The organism is Frigidibacter sp. RF13, from assembly GCF_026626305.1.
GTDB lineage: Bacteria > Pseudomonadota > Alphaproteobacteria > Rhodobacterales > Rhodobacteraceae > TMP-24.
Map to the genome: position 1 here is coordinate 865,494 of NZ_JAPNUE010000001.1, position 14,456 is coordinate 879,949.

At 65.2% G+C, this 14,456-nt stretch carries 16 protein-coding genes; 4 read left to right on the plus strand and 12 right to left on the minus strand.

What is annotated here, in order from left to right; translation table 11 throughout:
* Positions 1-30 precede the first annotated feature (30 nt).
* The 3 genes from OU426_RS04255 to OU426_RS04265 all read right to left on the minus strand — a co-directional run bounded on the left by OU426_RS04255 (position 31) and on the right by OU426_RS04265 (position 1,279).
* Positions 31-510: a cytochrome b gene (locus OU426_RS04255; RefSeq protein ID WP_267632604.1), complete on the minus strand. Its 480-nt coding sequence runs from the start codon at positions 508-510 to the stop codon at positions 31-33.
* 118 nt (positions 511-628) lie between these two features.
* The gene (locus tag OU426_RS04260; RefSeq protein ID WP_267632605.1) at positions 629-856 is read right to left on the minus strand and encodes a DUF1150 family protein; all 228 of its coding nucleotides are present in this window, start codon (positions 854-856) and stop codon (positions 629-631) included.
* Positions 857-865: 9 nt separating this feature from the next.
* The gene (locus OU426_RS04265; RefSeq protein ID WP_267632606.1) at positions 866-1,279 is read right to left on the minus strand and encodes an Hsp20 family protein; all 414 of its coding nucleotides are present in this window, start codon (positions 1,277-1,279) and stop codon (positions 866-868) included.
* A gap of 178 nt (positions 1,280-1,457) precedes the next feature.
* Here OU426_RS04265 and OU426_RS04270 point away from each other — a divergent pair, with 178 nt between their 5' ends.
* Complete coding sequence (locus tag OU426_RS04270; RefSeq protein ID WP_267632608.1) at positions 1,458-1,676, plus strand: YdcH family protein; 219 nt, start codon at positions 1,458-1,460, stop codon at positions 1,674-1,676.
* A gap of 2 nt (positions 1,677-1,678) precedes the next feature.
* Here OU426_RS04270 and OU426_RS04275 read toward each other — a convergent pair whose 3' ends face one another.
* Positions 1,679-2,080 carry a DUF3995 domain-containing protein gene (locus OU426_RS04275; protein WP_267632610.1) on the minus strand — a complete coding sequence of 134 codons (402 nt, stop codon included), beginning with the start codon at positions 2,078-2,080 and terminating at the stop codon, positions 1,679-1,681.
* 96 nt (positions 2,081-2,176) lie between these two features.
* On the opposite strand from OU426_RS04275, the gene purE reads away from it, so the two are divergent.
* The 3 genes from purE (at position 2,177) to OU426_RS04290 (ending at position 5,268) form a co-directional block, all read left to right on the plus strand.
* Positions 2,177-2,662: a 5-(carboxyamino)imidazole ribonucleotide mutase gene (purE, locus tag OU426_RS04280; protein WP_267632611.1), complete on the plus strand. Its 486-nt coding sequence runs from the start codon at positions 2,177-2,179 to the stop codon at positions 2,660-2,662.
* Positions 2,655-3,722 (plus strand): 5-(carboxyamino)imidazole ribonucleotide synthase, encoded by a 1,068-nt coding sequence (locus tag OU426_RS04285; RefSeq protein ID WP_267632612.1) that lies wholly within the window; start codon positions 2,655-2,657, stop codon positions 3,720-3,722. Before purE ends, OU426_RS04285 begins: the two co-directional genes overlap by 8 nt.
* A 139-nt stretch (positions 3,723-3,861) precedes the next feature.
* Positions 3,862-5,268, plus strand: a complete 1,407-nt coding sequence (locus OU426_RS04290) for an amidase (RefSeq protein ID WP_267632613.1) — start codon at positions 3,862-3,864, stop codon at positions 5,266-5,268.
* Here OU426_RS04290 and OU426_RS04295 read toward each other — a convergent pair whose 3' ends face one another.
* Genes OU426_RS04295 through mraZ form a run of 8 tightly spaced genes read right to left on the minus strand, consistent with a single transcriptional unit; the run spans position 5,269 to position 13,897 of the window.
* Positions 5,269-6,174 carry an MBL fold metallo-hydrolase gene (locus OU426_RS04295; protein ID WP_267632614.1) on the minus strand — a complete coding sequence of 302 codons (906 nt, stop codon included), beginning with the start codon at positions 6,172-6,174 and terminating at the stop codon, positions 5,269-5,271. It abuts the gene before it with no gap.
* 4 nt (positions 6,175-6,178) lie between these two features.
* Complete coding sequence (gene mraY, locus OU426_RS04300) at positions 6,179-7,261, minus strand: phospho-N-acetylmuramoyl-pentapeptide-transferase (RefSeq protein WP_267632615.1); 1,083 nt, start codon at positions 7,259-7,261, stop codon at positions 6,179-6,181.
* Positions 7,262-7,320: 59 nt separating this feature from the next.
* Entirely contained in the window at positions 7,321-8,754 is a 1,434-nt protein-coding gene (locus OU426_RS04305; RefSeq protein ID WP_267632617.1) for a UDP-N-acetylmuramoyl-tripeptide--D-alanyl-D-alanine ligase, read from the minus strand.
* A complete protein-coding gene (locus OU426_RS04310; RefSeq protein ID WP_267632618.1) occupies positions 8,754-10,235 on the minus strand; it encodes a UDP-N-acetylmuramoyl-L-alanyl-D-glutamate--2,6-diaminopimelate ligase in 1,482 nt (493 codons plus the stop codon). The genes OU426_RS04305 and OU426_RS04310 overlap by 1 nt, the downstream gene beginning before the upstream one ends.
* A gap of 16 nt (positions 10,236-10,251) precedes the next feature.
* Positions 10,252-12,036 carry a peptidoglycan D,D-transpeptidase FtsI family protein gene (locus OU426_RS04315; RefSeq protein ID WP_267632619.1) on the minus strand — a complete coding sequence of 595 codons (1,785 nt, stop codon included), beginning with the start codon at positions 12,034-12,036 and terminating at the stop codon, positions 10,252-10,254.
* Positions 12,033-12,389: a cell division protein FtsL gene (ftsL, locus tag OU426_RS04320; protein ID WP_267632620.1), complete on the minus strand. Its 357-nt coding sequence runs from the start codon at positions 12,387-12,389 to the stop codon at positions 12,033-12,035. Before ftsL ends, OU426_RS04315 begins: the two co-directional genes overlap by 4 nt.
* A gap of 3 nt (positions 12,390-12,392) precedes the next feature.
* Positions 12,393-13,391, minus strand: a complete 999-nt coding sequence (gene rsmH, locus OU426_RS04325) for a 16S rRNA (cytosine(1402)-N(4))-methyltransferase RsmH (protein WP_267632621.1) — start codon at positions 13,389-13,391, stop codon at positions 12,393-12,395.
* 2 nt (positions 13,392-13,393) lie between these two features.
* Positions 13,394-13,897 carry a division/cell wall cluster transcriptional repressor MraZ gene (mraZ, locus tag OU426_RS04330; protein ID WP_267632623.1) on the minus strand — a complete coding sequence of 168 codons (504 nt, stop codon included), beginning with the start codon at positions 13,895-13,897 and terminating at the stop codon, positions 13,394-13,396.
* Positions 13,898-14,456 lie beyond the last annotated feature (559 nt).

The window sequence follows — 14,456 nt, forward strand, 5'->3', positions numbered from 1 at the left end:
CAGGGGCCGCGCCTTTTCTTTGCCGTGACTTCAGTTCGGGCGCAGCATCCGCATCAAGAGCCCGTCTTTCAGCACATATTGGTGATAGAGCGCGGCAAGCGCATGCAGGCCCGCGACCGCCATCAAGAGGTTCGCCGTCAGCTCGTGCAGGTCGGCGGTGCTTTCGGCCCCCGCGAACCAGCTGTAGGCACCGAGGCCGGGCACGAGCAGCATTAGTACATAGAGAAGCCGGTGCGCCCAGCGGGCGGCGACGTCCATCAACCCCGCACCCGCGCTTTCCGGTGCCCCGGTGCGGAGCCGCACGACAACCCTGATCGCGCTGAGGATCAGGACCGCCACCCCAGCCCAGACATGAAAAGCCGAGCCAAGGGTGCCACCGCCCTCGCCTTCGAGCATGCGGTCGAACGTGTCGCCCATTTCTTCCGACAGGAGATAGTTGGCAAGAATGAGCACGGCAATCAGCCAGTGCAGCGCGATCTGCGCCCCGGAATAAGAGGTCTTCACTTGCATAGGTTCCCTTTCAACTGCCTCACGCGGCCTCGGGAACATGCCCTCACTTACGCCCTTGGCCCATCCACCTCCGGGGGCAGTTGCCGCCACTAGAGCAAAAGTTTATTCGCGCGGGCTGTCAATGTACGCTGAGCGGTGCGCAATCATTCTCGCGCGCTAGAAGGAAGGCCATTCGCCGGTCCGCGACCAGCGCCAGCTGCTCGCCATCGGCATCATGGACCGCCCAGATCACTTCACGATTGCCCGCGTGCGCGCGCACCTCGTCGGGCAGATCGGCGACGGCGACGGGGCGGACATAGACGATGCGCTCGCCTTCGACCGTGCCAAAATCAAACTTCACATCCATGCCTGCCTCCTATTTTCTGTCGATCCGGATCGTCTGCACGATCGTATCCGGCACGGCCCGGCGCAGGTCGACATGCAGAAGACCGTTTTCCATCGAGGCACCCGCGACATCGACCCCGTCGGCCAGCACGAAAGCCTTTTGGAAGGCGCGCGCGGCGATGCCGCGGTGAAGGAAGACGCGGCCATCGCTGTCGTCGGCCTGACGGCCGCGGATCACCAGTTGGCGGTCCTCGACTGTGATCGACAGGTCATCCTCGCGAAAGCCCGCGACCGCCAGCGTGATGCGGAAGGCATTCTCGCCCGATTGTTCGATATTGAAAGGGGGATAGCCGTCGCTGCCGCTCTTGGAAGCGCGTTCGACCAGTCGGTCGAGCTGATCGAATCCCAGAAGGAAGGGATGGGCGGCAAAGGTCAGTTTGGTCATTCGGGCAGGCCCTCGGCTTAAGCGACTTGCGAAAGGCGCGTCCCGGATCGGCAACGCACCTGATGGGCAATATGGGGTGGCGCGGCGCGGGCGGCAAGGGCGAGAGGCGCCAAGACTTCACAGGCAGGCGGCGGGGCTGATAGGATAGCGAAAGAGGCCAGAGCGAGTCGGAAAGACCATGAATGCCCAGTTCGAGATGGACAGCGAAGAGGTTCTGCGCGTCAAACTCGGTGTCCTGAAGCAGGAACACCGCGATCTCGACGAGGCGATCCATACGATGGAACAGGCCGGTCGCGCCGATCAGCTCACGCTCCGGCGGCTGAAGAAGCAGAAGCTGCATCTCAAGGACCAGATCGCGCGGATCGAGGATATCCTTACCCCCGACATCATCGCCTGACTTCAGGTGGCAAGCGCCCAGATGCCGACCCCGAGCACGAGGCAGAGCGGCGCGTAATAGCTTTTGTCGAGGGTGGCGAACGGCTCCTCAGGCCCGAAGCGGCGGAAGGCCGGGATATAGGCGATCACACCACGCAGAAGAAAAACCGCACCGCTGACCCAGAGAGCGAGCGTGCGCACGATCGTGTCTGGCCACCAGATTGCAGACGCGACGCCCAGAAGCGCCACGACCACCAGTGAACACGCTATGGCTCCCGGCATCCTCTCAATCCCCCGTGCGCCAACCACGGCGCGCGCGAGCCGTCTTTCGTCGCCAAGCGGGAACCACCAGCCAATCGCCCACATCAGATGAAGGCAGGCGATAGTCAAAAGGACTGCGGTGAGGAGATAGGCAAGTATCGTCATGGAGAATGGTCTATCCTGCCTGCCCACCGCGTCAACGCGGCGTTGCGCCGCGTCCGGCCCCATGTTAGTCGGCCCCGAAAGCGGAAAGGGGTCGCGATGGGCGTGAGCGTGGGCATCATCATGGGATCTCAGTCGGACTGGCCGACGATGAGAGAGGCTGCGGCCATCCTCGACGAACTCGGCGTGGTCTATGAGACCAAGATCGTCTCGGCCCACCGCACGCCCGACCGGCTTTGGGATTATGGCAAACAGGCCGCCGGTCGCGGGCTTCAGGTGATCATCGCTGGCGCTGGCGGCGCGGCCCATCTGCCCGGCATGATGGCTTCGAAGACCCGCGTGCCGGTCATTGGAGTACCGGTGCAGACCAAGGCTTTGTCGGGTGTCGACAGCCTCTACTCCATCGTCCAGATGCCCAAGGGCTATCCGGTTGCCACGATGGCCATCGGCGCGGCGGGTGCGGCGAACGCGGGCCTTCTGGCGGCTGGCATCCTTGCCCTGCATGACCCTGCAGTGGCCGGGCGCCTCGATGCCTGGCGCGCAGCCCTCTCGGCCTCGATCCCTGACGAGCCAGCCGATGAGTGAACAGCTCGCCCCCGGTTCCGTCATCGGCATTCTCGGCGGTGGCCAGCTCGGCCGCATGCTGTCGGTCGCGGCAGCGCGGATCGGCTACCGGACCCATGTCTACGAGCCCTCCGCGAACCCGCCTGCCGCCGATGTCGCCCACAAGGTGACAACCGCGCCCTATGAGGACGAGGTGGCATTGCGCGCCTTTGCCGCCTCGGTCGATGTTATCACCTACGAGTTCGAGAATGTTCCGACCTCGGCGCTCGATCTTCTGGAAAGCCTGCGCCCGATCCGGCCGAACCGCCGGGCGCTCGCCACAAGTCAGGACCGGCTTCTAGAGAAGGATTTTCTGACCTCGATCGGCCTGACCACCGCGCCCTATGCGGCGGTGAGTGATGCCAAGAGCCTTGGTGCAGCAATGGCCCGGATCGGCACGCCCGCGATCCTGAAGACCACGCGTCTTGGCTATGACGGCAAGGGTCAGGCGCGGATCCTGTCCGCCGCCGATGCGCCCGCAGCGCTGGCCGCAATGAAGGGCACGCCCGCGGTTCTGGAAGGGTTTGTCACCTTCTCGCGTGAGGTGTCGGTGATCGCGGCGCGTTCGCTTTCGGGCGAGGTCGCGGCCTACGACCCGGGCGAGAATGTCCATCGCGACGGCATTCTGCATACGACGACAGTCCCCGCGCGGCTCAGCCCGGCGGAACGGACCGATGCCGTGCTTCTGGCCGCCCGCATCCTCAATGCGCTCGATTATGTCGGAGTGATGGGGGTGGAGCTTTTCGTGACCGACAGGGGCCTTGTGGTGAACGAGATCGCGCCCCGTGTCCACAATTCCGGCCACTGGACCCAGAATGGCTGTGCCGTCGACCAGTTCGAGCAGCATATCCGTGCCGTGGCGGGCTGGCCGCTGGGTGACGGGGCACGGCATGCGAATGTCGAGATGGAGAACCTGATCGGCGACGATGTGCTGCGGGTGTCGGAGCTTGCGCGGCAGAAAAACACGGCGATCCATCTCTACGGCAAGGCCGAGGCGCGGCCGGGCCGCAAGATGGGCCATGTGAACCGTATCCTGACCTGAGCAGCGGCTCGTCGAAGCCCTTCGGGCACTCCTCGCCCTCCCCCGACGAGAAACGAAGTGCCCGAAGAGGCGCGCCTGCAGATGCGGCTTGCATCGCCAGGCTGCGCGCCTAACCTGCCAGTCGGCAATGGGGGGTATCATGTCGCTGACCGATCATTCCGCATCCGATCTCATGCGCCTTCTGAGCGCTCGCAAGGTCTCGGCAGAGGAGATCATGTGGGACTATCTCGACCGGATCGGCCAGGTGAATCCGGCGATCAACGCGCTTGTCTCGCTCATCGACCCCGACGCGGCCATGGCCATGGCGCGCGAGGCCGATGCGTCGCAGCCCAAGGGCTGGATGCATGGCGTGCCCGCCGCGCCGAAGGATCTGGTGGCGACAAAGGGCTTGCGCACCACCTGGGGCTCGCCGCTCTTTGCCGACCATGTGCCGGTGGCCGACGATCTGGTGGCCGCGCGGCAGCGGGCGGCGGGGGCGATCTTCATCGGCAAGTCCAACACGCCGGAATGGGGCCATGGATCGCACAGCTTCAATCCGGTCCACGGCACGACGCTCAACCCCTATGACCGGACGCGCGGCGCGGGCGGCTCCTCGGGCGGCGCGGCAGCGGCACTTGCCGCGCGCCTCCTCGCCGTGGCCGACGGGTCGGACATGATGGGGTCCCTGCGCAACCCGGCGGCCTTCTGCAACGTCTACGGCTTCCGCCCGACCTGGGGCCTCGTGCCGCAGGATGCCGAGGGCGATACTTACCTGCACACGCTCTCGACCGAAGGCCCGATGGCGCGCACGATCGAAGACCTTGCGCGGCTTCTGGAAACGCTCTGCGGCCCGAACCCCGAGGCACCGTTCGGGCGCACGAGCGAAATTTTCGCCGACCGGCTGGACCGCAACGTGAAAGGGCTGCGCATCGGCTGGCTCGGGGACTGGGGCGGGGCCTATCCGATGGAGGCGGGCATCCTTGACCAGTGCCTTGAGGGCGCGCAAGTGTTCGAGGGGATGGGCGCCATCGTCGAACCCGTCGCGCCGCCCTACCCCGCCGAGCGGCTCTGGCAGGCCTGGATCACACTCCGCGCCATGCTGAACTCGGGTTCGATGAAGGCCCTGTATGCCGATCCTGCGAAGCGCGCGCAGATCAAGCCCGAGACGCTGTGGGAGATCGAGCAGGGCCAGTCACTTACCGCCGCTGCCATCTACGAGGCCTCAACCATCCGGTCGCGCTGGTATGCCCGCGCCGCGAAACTGTTCGGCGACTATGACGCGTTGATCATGCCTGCGGCACAGGTCTGGCCTTTCCCGGCCGATTGGCGGTGGCCAAAGGAGGTCTCTGGCCGCACCATGGACACCTATCACCGCTGGATGGAGGTGGTGGTGCCGGTGTCGCTGATCGGCCTGCCGTCGCTCTGCCTGCCCGTGGGCTTCGGCGCGAACGGCCTGCCGATGGGCATGCAACTCATCGGGCCGACCGGGGCCGACGCGAAGATCCTGTCGATCGGCCAGGCCTATCACCGCGCGACCGACTGGCCGGGGCGCCGCCCGCCGCCTTGATCAGCCCTTGCCCGCGAAATGAGCGAGCGACTGTTCGACATTCTGACGGTGGACGGCCTCATACTCCGGCCAATAGATCAGTGTTCCGGCGTTGAGATCCTGCTTCACCACCTCGGCAAGGTCGCGTGCGCCCTGATAGGGGTGCTGCGCGAGCGACTGAAGCCACGACACATAGCGCGCGGTCGCGGCAAGAAGGTCGCCGCCATACCCCTCCGTCGCGATCCGCTCCGGCGCGCCGTGATTGGGATAGATGTGGCGGGCGCCGAGGGCGCCGATCCGATCCAGATCGCGGAGGTGGATCGCGAAATCCTCAGGCGCGCCGACATAGGTCACCGTATCCTCGACCGTATCTCCGGCCAGAAGCGTGCCGCGATCAGGCAGCCACAGAAGCGCCGCATCGTCGGAATGGATGTTGGCAGCGATCAGTTCCACCCGCTCGCCGCCGAAATCGAAGGCCATACGGTTGTCGAATGTTTCGGTCGGCAGGATGAGCGGGTTGATGGCGGGCGCACCGTGATAGGTCGCGGCCTCGATCGCGTCGCGACGCGCCGTCAGATGACTGAGCGTCAAGTGATTGGCGATGACCGGCGCACCGTCAAAGGCGGCAGTCCCTGCGACATGATCGAGATGCCAGTGACTGTAGATGACCGTGAAGTGCCGGACGCCTAGCCCCTCCAAATGCGCGCGGATCGCCCCCGCATGGGCAAGCGAGACATGGGTGTCATAGACAAGCGCCTCGGCGCCCGCGACGAGCGCATAGGAGGCGGTGCCGAGCGAGATCGCGCCCTCATCCACCCAGTTCGGCGCCGCCATGAACCGGTAGCCCGGCACGCGGCCGTCGTAATAGGCGTAGAGGCCCGGTTCGGGGTTCAGGACTCTCAGGTGACCGACACCGCCGAGGCCCATCGCCCTATCTCAGTTTGAGTGTCGCAAGGCCGACAAGCGCGAGAATGAGCGAGATGATCCAGAAGCGGATCACGATCTGCGGCTCTGACCAGCCCTTCTTTTCGAAATGGTGGTGGATCGGCGCCATCAGGAACACCCGCTTTCCGGTGCGTTTGAAATAGGCGACCTGGATGATGACCGACAGCGTCTCGACCACGAAAAGCCCGCCGACGATGGCGAGCACAATCTCGTGCTTCGTCACCACCGCGATGGCGCCCAAGGCGCCGCCGAGCGCGAGCGAGCCGGTGTCACCCATGAAGACAGCGGCGGGGGGAGCGTTGTACCACAGGAACCCGAGGCCCCCGCCGATCAGGGCGGCGCAGAAGATTACCAGTTCACCGGTGCCCGGCACGAAATGCAGGCCGAGATAGTCAGCGAAATTCACGTTGCCGACGAAATAGGCAATGATCCCGAAGGTGCCCGCCGCGATCATCACCGGCATCACCGCGAGCCCGTCCAACCCGTCGGTGAAATTGACCGCATTCGCGGCACCCACGATGACCAGCATGGCGAAGGGAACGAAGATGAAGGAAAGGTTGATCAGCGTGTCCTTGAAGACCGGAAGGGCCAGCTTCATGGACAAGGCTTCGGGATGCAGCAGTGCCGCGGCATAGCCCGCCGCCGCCGCGATCAGGAAGCCGATCAGCAGACGGATGCGCGCAGACGATCCTTTGGTCGATTGTTTGGTGACCTTGGCATAATCGTCAGCAAAGCCAAGAAGGCCGAAGGCCGCCGTCACCATCAGCACGATCCAGACATAAGGGCTGTCAGGCCGCGCCCAAAGGAGGGTCGAGAAGATAAGCGCCGACAGGATCAGAAGGCCGCCCATTGTGGGCGTACCGGCTTTCGACAGGTGCGATTGCGGGCCGTCGTCACGGATCGGCTGGCCCTTCTTCTGCTTCCGCCGCAGGAAATTGATCAAGGGCTGGCCGAAGAGGAAGCCGAAGACCAGCGCGGTGAAGAAGGCGCCACCCGCGCGGAAGGTGATGTAGCGGAAGAGGTTGAACACATCCCCCCCGTCCGACAATGCGGTCAGCCAGTACAGCATCTACTCGTCCCTTCGGCTGGGCCTTTGGCCCGTTTCTTCTTTCGTTCCGCGCCCGGATTTCATTCGGGCGCGACCGGATGCCCCAGTTTCTTCAGCGCGTCAACCACGAGGCTGACCTTCGAGCCTTTCGAGCCCTTGACCAGAATGACGTCGCCCGCATCGGCCAGTTGGTGGGCGCGGGCGGCAAGCTCCTCGGCCTTTTCCACCCAGTCGCCACGTTTCTCGCGCGGCAACGCTTCCCACAGCCATCGCATGCGCGGGCCGACGCAATGGACGAAGGCGAGGCTTTCGACCGCAGGATGGCGCGCGACGGCCTCGTGCAGCGCGCGTTCGTCCGATCCAAGCTCCAGCATGTCGCCGAGGATGGCGATCCGGCGGCCTGCGGCATGGCGTCCGATTCCGTCCTGCGGGCGGGCGGCGGCGATCACGTCGAGCGCCGCCGACAGGCTGTCGGGGTTGGCGTTGTAGGCATCATCGATCAGGTCATAGGTGAAACCCGGCTCGACAGGGTCAAGCGAAATGCGCTGCCGCTCACCCCGGCCCGCGGGCGGCGCCCAGAGGCCGAGGTCACAGGCGGCAATCGCCGGGTCGAGGCCGAGCGCATGGGCGGTCGCGAGGACGCCGAGCGCGTTCTTGGCGAAATGCCGCCCCGCCGTGCGGACCTTGAAGAGAATGGGCTGGCCGTCATGCCGTGCCTGCACCACGGTCGTGTCCTGCGCCAGCGTCACGGTGCCAAGCTGCCAGTCGTCACCCGGGCCTGCCCCGAAAGTCACAGTCGCAGCGCCGACGGCGCGGGCCGCGTCGGCAAGGATGGGCGAGGTCGGCAGATCGCCCGGCATCACCAGAATGCGGCCCGGCTCCAGCCCCTCGACGATGGAGGCCTTTTCGCGGGCGATCCCCTCGACGGCGCCGAAGGCTTCGAGATGCGCGGTGCCGATGGTGGTGATCATCGCCACATGCGGCCGGGCAAGCCGCGCCAGCGGAGCGATCTCGCCGGGGTGGTTCATGCCGACCTCGATCACCGCGAAAGCGGCGTCGGGCGCCATGCGCGCGAGCGTCAGCGGCACGCCCCAATGGTTGTTGTAGGAGGCTTCCGCCGCATGGACGGCCCCGCGCGCGGCAAGGACCGTGCGCAGCATTTCCTTGGTCGAGGTCTTGCCGACCGACCCGGTCACCGCAACCACCTTTGCCGAAGCCCGCGCGCGCCCCGCCCGGCCAAGCGCCTCAAGGCCCTTAAGAACATCCGGCACGATCAGCAGCGGATCGGCTTCAGAACAGCCCTCGGGAATGCGCGACACGAGCGCCGCCGCCGCACCGCGGTCCAGCGCCACGCGCACGAAGTCATGTCCGTCGCGTACATCCTTCAGGGCAACGAAGAGATCGCCCGGCGCGATGGTCCGGCTGTCGATGGAGACGCCGTTTGCTTCGAAGGGGCGTGTTGCCCGACCTTTCGTCGCGCGCGCCGCATCGTCCGATGTCCAGAGCGGGGCCATCAGATCACCCCGTCAAGGGCCGCGACCGCGACGCTGGCCTGTTCGGCGTCGTCGAACGGATAGATGTCTGTGCCGATGATCTGGCCGGTTTCATGCCCCTTGCCCGCGATCAGCAGTGCGTCACCGGGCTGCAGAGCATCGACGCCACGCAGGATCGCCTCGGCCCGGTCGCCGACTTCGGTCGCCTCGGGACAGCCCTTCATCACCTCGGCGCGGATCGCGGCGGGGTCTTCGCTGCGGGGATTGTCGTCGGTGACGATCACCACATCGGCATATCTCGCCGCCGCCTCGCCCATCAGCGGCCGCTTCAGCCGGTCGCGGTCGCCGCCGGCGCCGAAGACGCAGATGATGCGGCCCATCACATGGGGACGCAAAGACTGCAGGGCGGAGGCAAGCGCGCCGGGCTTGTGCGAATAATCGACGAAGACGGTTGCGCCGTTCGTCCGCGTCGCCGCCAGTTCCATCCGGCCGCGCACCGTGGTCAGGCCCGGCAGGGTACGGGCGATTTCGTCCAGCGAATGGGGGCCCGAGGCCGCGACCAGCGCGGCGGCGGCCAGCACGTTCTCGGCCTGGAAGCCGCCGATCAGCGGCAGGCGCACGAGGAAGGGCTTGCCGTTCCAGACGAAGCGCAGGTCCTGCCCCGTCGCATCGAACCGCTGCGCTCCGATCTGAATGTCCGCGCTCGGCGCATGGCCGATGGTCACCAGTCGTTGCCCGCGTCCGCGCGCGATGGCCGCCATTTCGGCCCCGCGCGCATCGTCGATGTTGATGACCGCCGTGCCCTCTTCGGGAAGAACACGGGCGAAGAGCCCGGCTTTCGCGGCAAAATATTCATCGAAATCAGCGTGATAGTCGAGGTGATCCTGACTGAAATTGGTGAAGGCCGCCGCCTTCAGCCGCACCCCGTCCAGCCGGTACTGGTCTAGCCCGTGCGACGACGCCTCCATCGCCGCATGGTCAATTCCTGCCGCCGCCATCTCGGACAGCACCGAATGAAGCGTGATCGGCTCGGGCGTGGTATGGGCGAGCTTGCCGTGGAAATCACCGAGGATACCCATCGTGCCGAGGTTCGCGGCCTTAAGGCCCAGCGCCTGCCAGATCTGCCGCGTGAAGGTCGCGACCGAGGTCTTTCCAGACGTGCCGGTGACCGCGACGACTGTCTCAGGCTGACGTCCGAACCAGAGAGCCGCTGCATAGGCCAGCGCCTGACGCGGTTCTTCGGCCACCACCAGCGCAGACTGCGATCCGGCGAGGTCCGCCTTCCCGATCTCTGCCCCCTCACGGTCGGTCAGGATCGCGCCCGCCTCCATCCTCAGCGCATATTGGATGAACTCCCCGCCATGGACCTTGGACCCCGGCAGGGCGGAGAACAGAAAGCCCGGTTTCACCTGGCGGCTGTCGGCGGTCAGCCCGGTGATCCGCGCTTCACGACCGTCACGGGCCCTCAGCCCCAGATCCGCCAGTGATTTCGTCGCCGCCATGCTATCCCCGCGCCCGTCAGTTCGAACTGACGCGTGTTACACCTGCCTCCAGCCCGGGTTCAACCTCTGGCCTGAGACCCAGAAGCGGCGCGACGCGGCGTATCACCTCGGCCGCGACCGGGACCGAGGTCCAGCCCGCCGTGCGGCGCGGCTCGTCACCCGAACTTTCGACCGGTTCGTCGAGGGTGACGATCAGCACATATTTTGGATCATAGGCCGGGAAGGTCGAGGCAAAGGTGGTGATGACCTTGTCGTCATAATAGCCACCCGTGGGCTTCGGCTTGTCGGCGGTGCCGGTCTTGCCGCCGACCGCATAACCCGGCACCTCCCCGAAGGACGCGGTGCCGCGCACCACCACCTGCCTCAGAAGCGACCGCGCCGTTTCTGACGTCTTTTCGCTGATCACCCGCTCGCCTTCCTGCACTTTGTCGGTCTTCAGGATCGTCGGACGCACCCGGGTGCCACCATTGACGATCGAGGCATAGGCAGCGGCCAGGTGCAGCGGGCTCGCCGACAGGCCATGGCCATAGGAAATGGTCAGCATCGAAATCTCGGACCATTTCTTCGGGATCAGTGGCTTGCCGGTCGGTGCCTCGACCAGCTCCACTTCGGTCGGCTCGAAGAAACCCAGCGATTTCAAGAAGCTTTGCTGTTTCTCGGCCCCGACCATGCCGATGATATGAGCGGTGCCGACGTTTGACGATTTCACCACAACATCGGTCACCGTGTTCTGGGCACCGTAATTGTGAAAATCGCGAATCTTGTATTTGCCCCAGAACATCGGGCTTTTTGTATCGACCATCGTCATCGGATTGACGACGCCGAGGTCGAGCGCCTGTGCCACCGCGAAGATCTTGAAGGTAGAGCCCAACTCGTAGACGCCCTGTACCGCGCGGTTGAAGAGCGGGCTGTCGCCGGCCTGTCCCTTGGTCAGGGGCGCAGGCCGTGTATTGGGATCGAAGTCGGGAAGCGAGGCCATGGCAATAACCTCGCCGGTCTTCACATCCATAAGGACCGCCGCCGCGCCCTTGGCATTCATCAGCTTCATGCCGCCGTCGAGCACTTCCTCGACCGTCGCCTGCACGGAAAGGTCGATCGAGAGCTGCAGGGGCGCACCGCCGTTAGCGGGATCGCGCAGCCAGCCGTCGAAGGTCTTCTCGACCCCTGCCGTGCCGATGACCTCGGCCGATGCGACGCCCTCGCGCCCGAAGGAGGAGCCGCCGAGGATATGGGAAGCTAACGCACCATTTGGATAGAGCCGCATTTCGCGCGGCCCGAACAGAAGCCCCGGATCGCCGATCTCGTGCACAAGCTGCATCTGTTCGGGCGAGATGCGCTTCTTGATCCAGAGGAATTTCTTCGCGCCGGTGAAATCCTTCGTCAGCTTCTCGGCATCGAGGTCGGGGAAGATCAGCGCGAGCTTTTCGGCGGCGCCCGCAGGATCGACCATCAGCTTCGGCTGGGCATAAAGCGCGTGGGTGACAAGGTTCGTCGCTAGGATACGCCCCTCGCGGTCGGTGATATCGGCGCGCTGCGCGACGATCGCCGGTCCCGCCTGACCGCTTTTCGGCTCTTCGGGGGCGGAGGCGGCCAGAACACCCATCCTTAGGCCGACCAAGCCAAAGCCTGCGACGAACGCAAGACCGAGGAGCAGCAGCCGCCCTTCGGCCTTCAGCCGCGACCGGTCGCGCATCTCTTCATGGCGCAGGCGCAGGTTCTCGCGTTCGATCGCATCCGGGTTCTCGCCTTTGGCTCGGGCCGAGAGGATGCGGGCAAGGGGGCGAAGGGGGGTGCGGATCATTGGGTCTGTTCCAGCGCGGCGACGGTGGAGATCGGGTCGGTTATCGGTTCGAGCGACGGCATGTCTGTCGCCGGATAGCTGATCTGGGCAACATCGCCGAACTGCTCCGGCGCAAGCGGCAGAAGGCCGAGCCGTTCGAAATTCAGATCCGCCAGCGCGCGAAGCCGGTCGGGCCGGTTCAGATAGGCCCATTCGGCGTTCAGGACAGACAGGCTTTCCTTCAACTCGCCGATCTCGACCTGCAGGCTACGCACCTCGGCCAGTTCCGCCTGGGTCCGGTAGTTTTCGCGATAGGCCCAGAAGCCGAGCGCAATGAGCGAGATCGCGAAGAGCGTGAGGATGAAGCCGCGCATGGCTCAGCGTCCTTTCTTCTTTTGCGGCAGGCGCGGCAGCGCCAGGCTCGCTGCATCGGCCCGTCCGGCGGGCGCGTCAGTCCTTTGCCCTACGCGCAGCTTGGCCGAACGCGACCGGGGGTTCGCGGCCAGTTCGCTATCGTCAGGCCCAACAGCCTTGCGGGTGATCATCGTGAAGGCCGGGCGCGCCTCGGCGCGCGCGGGCGCATGGCGGCTGCCCTGCCCCTCGGCGCCCGAACGCATCTGGAAGAAGCGCTTCACCACGCGGTCTTCGAGCGAATGGAAGGTCACAACCGCGAGCCGCCCGCCGGGTTTCAGTGCCCGTTCGGCAGCGGCAAGGCCCTGTTCCAACTGGCCGAATTCATCGTTCACCGCAATACGAAGCGCCTGGAAGGTGCGGGTCGCCGGATGGCTTTGCCCGGGCTTTGGGCGCGGCAGGCAGCTTTCCACGACCTTCGCAAGCTGCAGGGTCGTGGTGAAGGGACGCGCCGCGACGATGGCGCGGGCGATGCGGCGCGAGGCACGCTCCTCGCCATAGTGGAAGAGAATATCGGCAAGTTCGGCCTCCGAGGCCTCGTTCACCAGGTCGCCGGCTGTCGGCCCGACATCGCCCATGCGCATATCCAGGGGGCCGTCCTTCTGGAAGGAAAAGCCACGCTCCGCCTCGTCGATCTGCATGGAAGAAACGCCAAGATCGAGGACGACGCCGTCAACGGGCTCGCCCGCCAACAGATCTAGATCGGAAAAGGTGCCTTCGGTCAGAGCCAGCCGGTCGCCGTAGCCCCCTGCCCAGTCTCGCGCCATGCGGAAAGTCAGGGGATCGCGGTCGATGGCTATGACCTTGCCCGCCCCCGCAGCCAGAAGGCCGCGGGTATAGCCGCCGGCCCCGAACGTGCCATCGACCCAGACCCCGGAAACGGGTGAAACCGCTTCGAGAAGCGGCTTCAGAAGGACCGGAACATGGGGGGCATCTGGCGGGGTCTCAGGCCGTGGCAGCGGCATCTTCATCCCCTCGTCCTCGGCGGCAGAAGGCTGCGCGGGTCGAAATCGTCAGGATATTGGTCGGCCAGCCGCCGCGAGCGGGCGCCCGCGCGCTCTTCATAGGTCTCGGGCTTCCAGATCTTGAAATAGTCGCCGGCCGAGATGAAGAAGGCCTCGGACGAAAGCCCGATCTTTTCGCGCAGCTTCTGCGGCAGGACGAGGCGGCCGTCGTCGTCGATATTGGTTTCGATCGACTGGCCATACATGCGTTCTTCCAGCATCAGCCGTTCGGCCGAGCCGCGCTGCATGTCTTCGATCTGCTCGTCGATCTCATGGGTGGCGCGCATCGTATAGACTTCCAGCCAATCCTGCCGGGCGTCGCCGTAAACGATCACGATATTGGGGCGCAAGCCCTCGCGCCAATCAGGGTCAGAGGCTTCGATCACGCGGCGGAAGGGGGCGGGGATGGATACGCGACCCTTCGCGTCCACCTTGAACGTCTCCGACCCTCTGAACCTGCGTGCCAACGGCCCGCGCTCCTTTACCTGTCCCTCTTGCCGGAGCGGGGCCCCGGAAAGACAACGGCGGATCGGGCTGCTGCCACTGCCCGATCCGCCGCCCTCGTCCCATCTCTGGGTGTCCGGCTGGTGACCACCTGGGGGGATGTCTGCTCGTCACAGCGCCGGATCTCTTGGTTCGGTAAGGCGGGCGCCTGTATGAAACCTGACTTTTGCCGTTTGGGGTCTTGCCGCCCCGAAGTCTTGATCCCGTCCTACCGGTAAGAAAGGGATGACACGGGAATTTATGGGAATCAACAGGAATTTTTGGGCCTCTCGCAGGAAAATCGACAATGGCGGGAGCTGGCCATGAGGAAATCGGAGGAAAAACTTGCCCGGAAGGACGACATGTCGGCCGCAGCCAGCAAGTGGGCACCATATATAGATAGATCCAGCCGAAGCGGGTCATTCCCATACGGGACCGCGGGCCTCGAGAATTTCAGCCCCACGCAGGCGTTGCCATGGCCTCAAACAACGAGAGTCCCGCAGAAATCCCTGATTCAGCGGGCGATCTCGTCACGAATGATTC

Bases quoted from the DNA above. Each gene is read 5' to 3' on its own strand.
- OU426_RS04265 (WP_267632606.1), bottom strand. From the start codon at position 1,279: ATGACCAAACTGACCTTTGCCGCCCATCCCTTCCTTCTGGGATTCGAT.
- OU426_RS04270 (WP_267632608.1), top strand. From the start codon at position 1,458: ATGAATGCCCAGTTCGAGATGGACAGCGAAGAGGTTCTGCGCGTCAAA.
- OU426_RS04290 (WP_267632613.1), top strand. From the start codon at position 3,862: ATGTCGCTGACCGATCATTCCGCATCCGATCTCATGCGCCTTCTGAGC.
- ftsL (WP_267632620.1), bottom strand. From the start codon at position 12,389: ATGCGCGGCTTCATCCTCACGCTCTTCGCGATCTCGCTCATTGCGCTC.
- OU426_RS04275 (WP_267632610.1), bottom strand. From the start codon at position 2,080: ATGACGATACTTGCCTATCTCCTCACCGCAGTCCTTTTGACTATCGCC.
- purE (WP_267632611.1), top strand. From the start codon at position 2,177: ATGGGCGTGAGCGTGGGCATCATCATGGGATCTCAGTCGGACTGGCCG.
- rsmH (WP_267632621.1), bottom strand. From the start codon at position 13,391: ATGCCGCTGCCACGGCCTGAGACCCCGCCAGATGCCCCCCATGTTCCG.
- OU426_RS04255 (WP_267632604.1), bottom strand. From the start codon at position 510: ATGCAAGTGAAGACCTCTTATTCCGGGGCGCAGATCGCGCTGCACTGG.
- OU426_RS04315 (WP_267632619.1), bottom strand. From the start codon at position 12,036: ATGATCCGCACCCCCCTTCGCCCCCTTGCCCGCATCCTCTCGGCCCGA.
- OU426_RS04295 (WP_267632614.1), bottom strand. From the start codon at position 6,174: ATGGGCCTCGGCGGTGTCGGTCACCTGAGAGTCCTGAACCCCGAACCG.
- OU426_RS04260 (WP_267632605.1), bottom strand. From the start codon at position 856: ATGGATGTGAAGTTTGATTTTGGCACGGTCGAAGGCGAGCGCATCGTC.
- OU426_RS04310 (WP_267632618.1), bottom strand. From the start codon at position 10,235: ATGGCGGCGACGAAATCACTGGCGGATCTGGGGCTGAGGGCCCGTGAC.
- mraY (WP_267632615.1), bottom strand. From the start codon at position 7,261: ATGCTGTACTGGCTGACCGCATTGTCGGACGGGGGGGATGTGTTCAAC.
- OU426_RS04285 (WP_267632612.1), top strand. From the start codon at position 2,655: ATGAGTGAACAGCTCGCCCCCGGTTCCGTCATCGGCATTCTCGGCGGT.
- OU426_RS04305 (WP_267632617.1), bottom strand. From the start codon at position 8,754: ATGGCCCCGCTCTGGACATCGGACGATGCGGCGCGCGCGACGAAAGGT.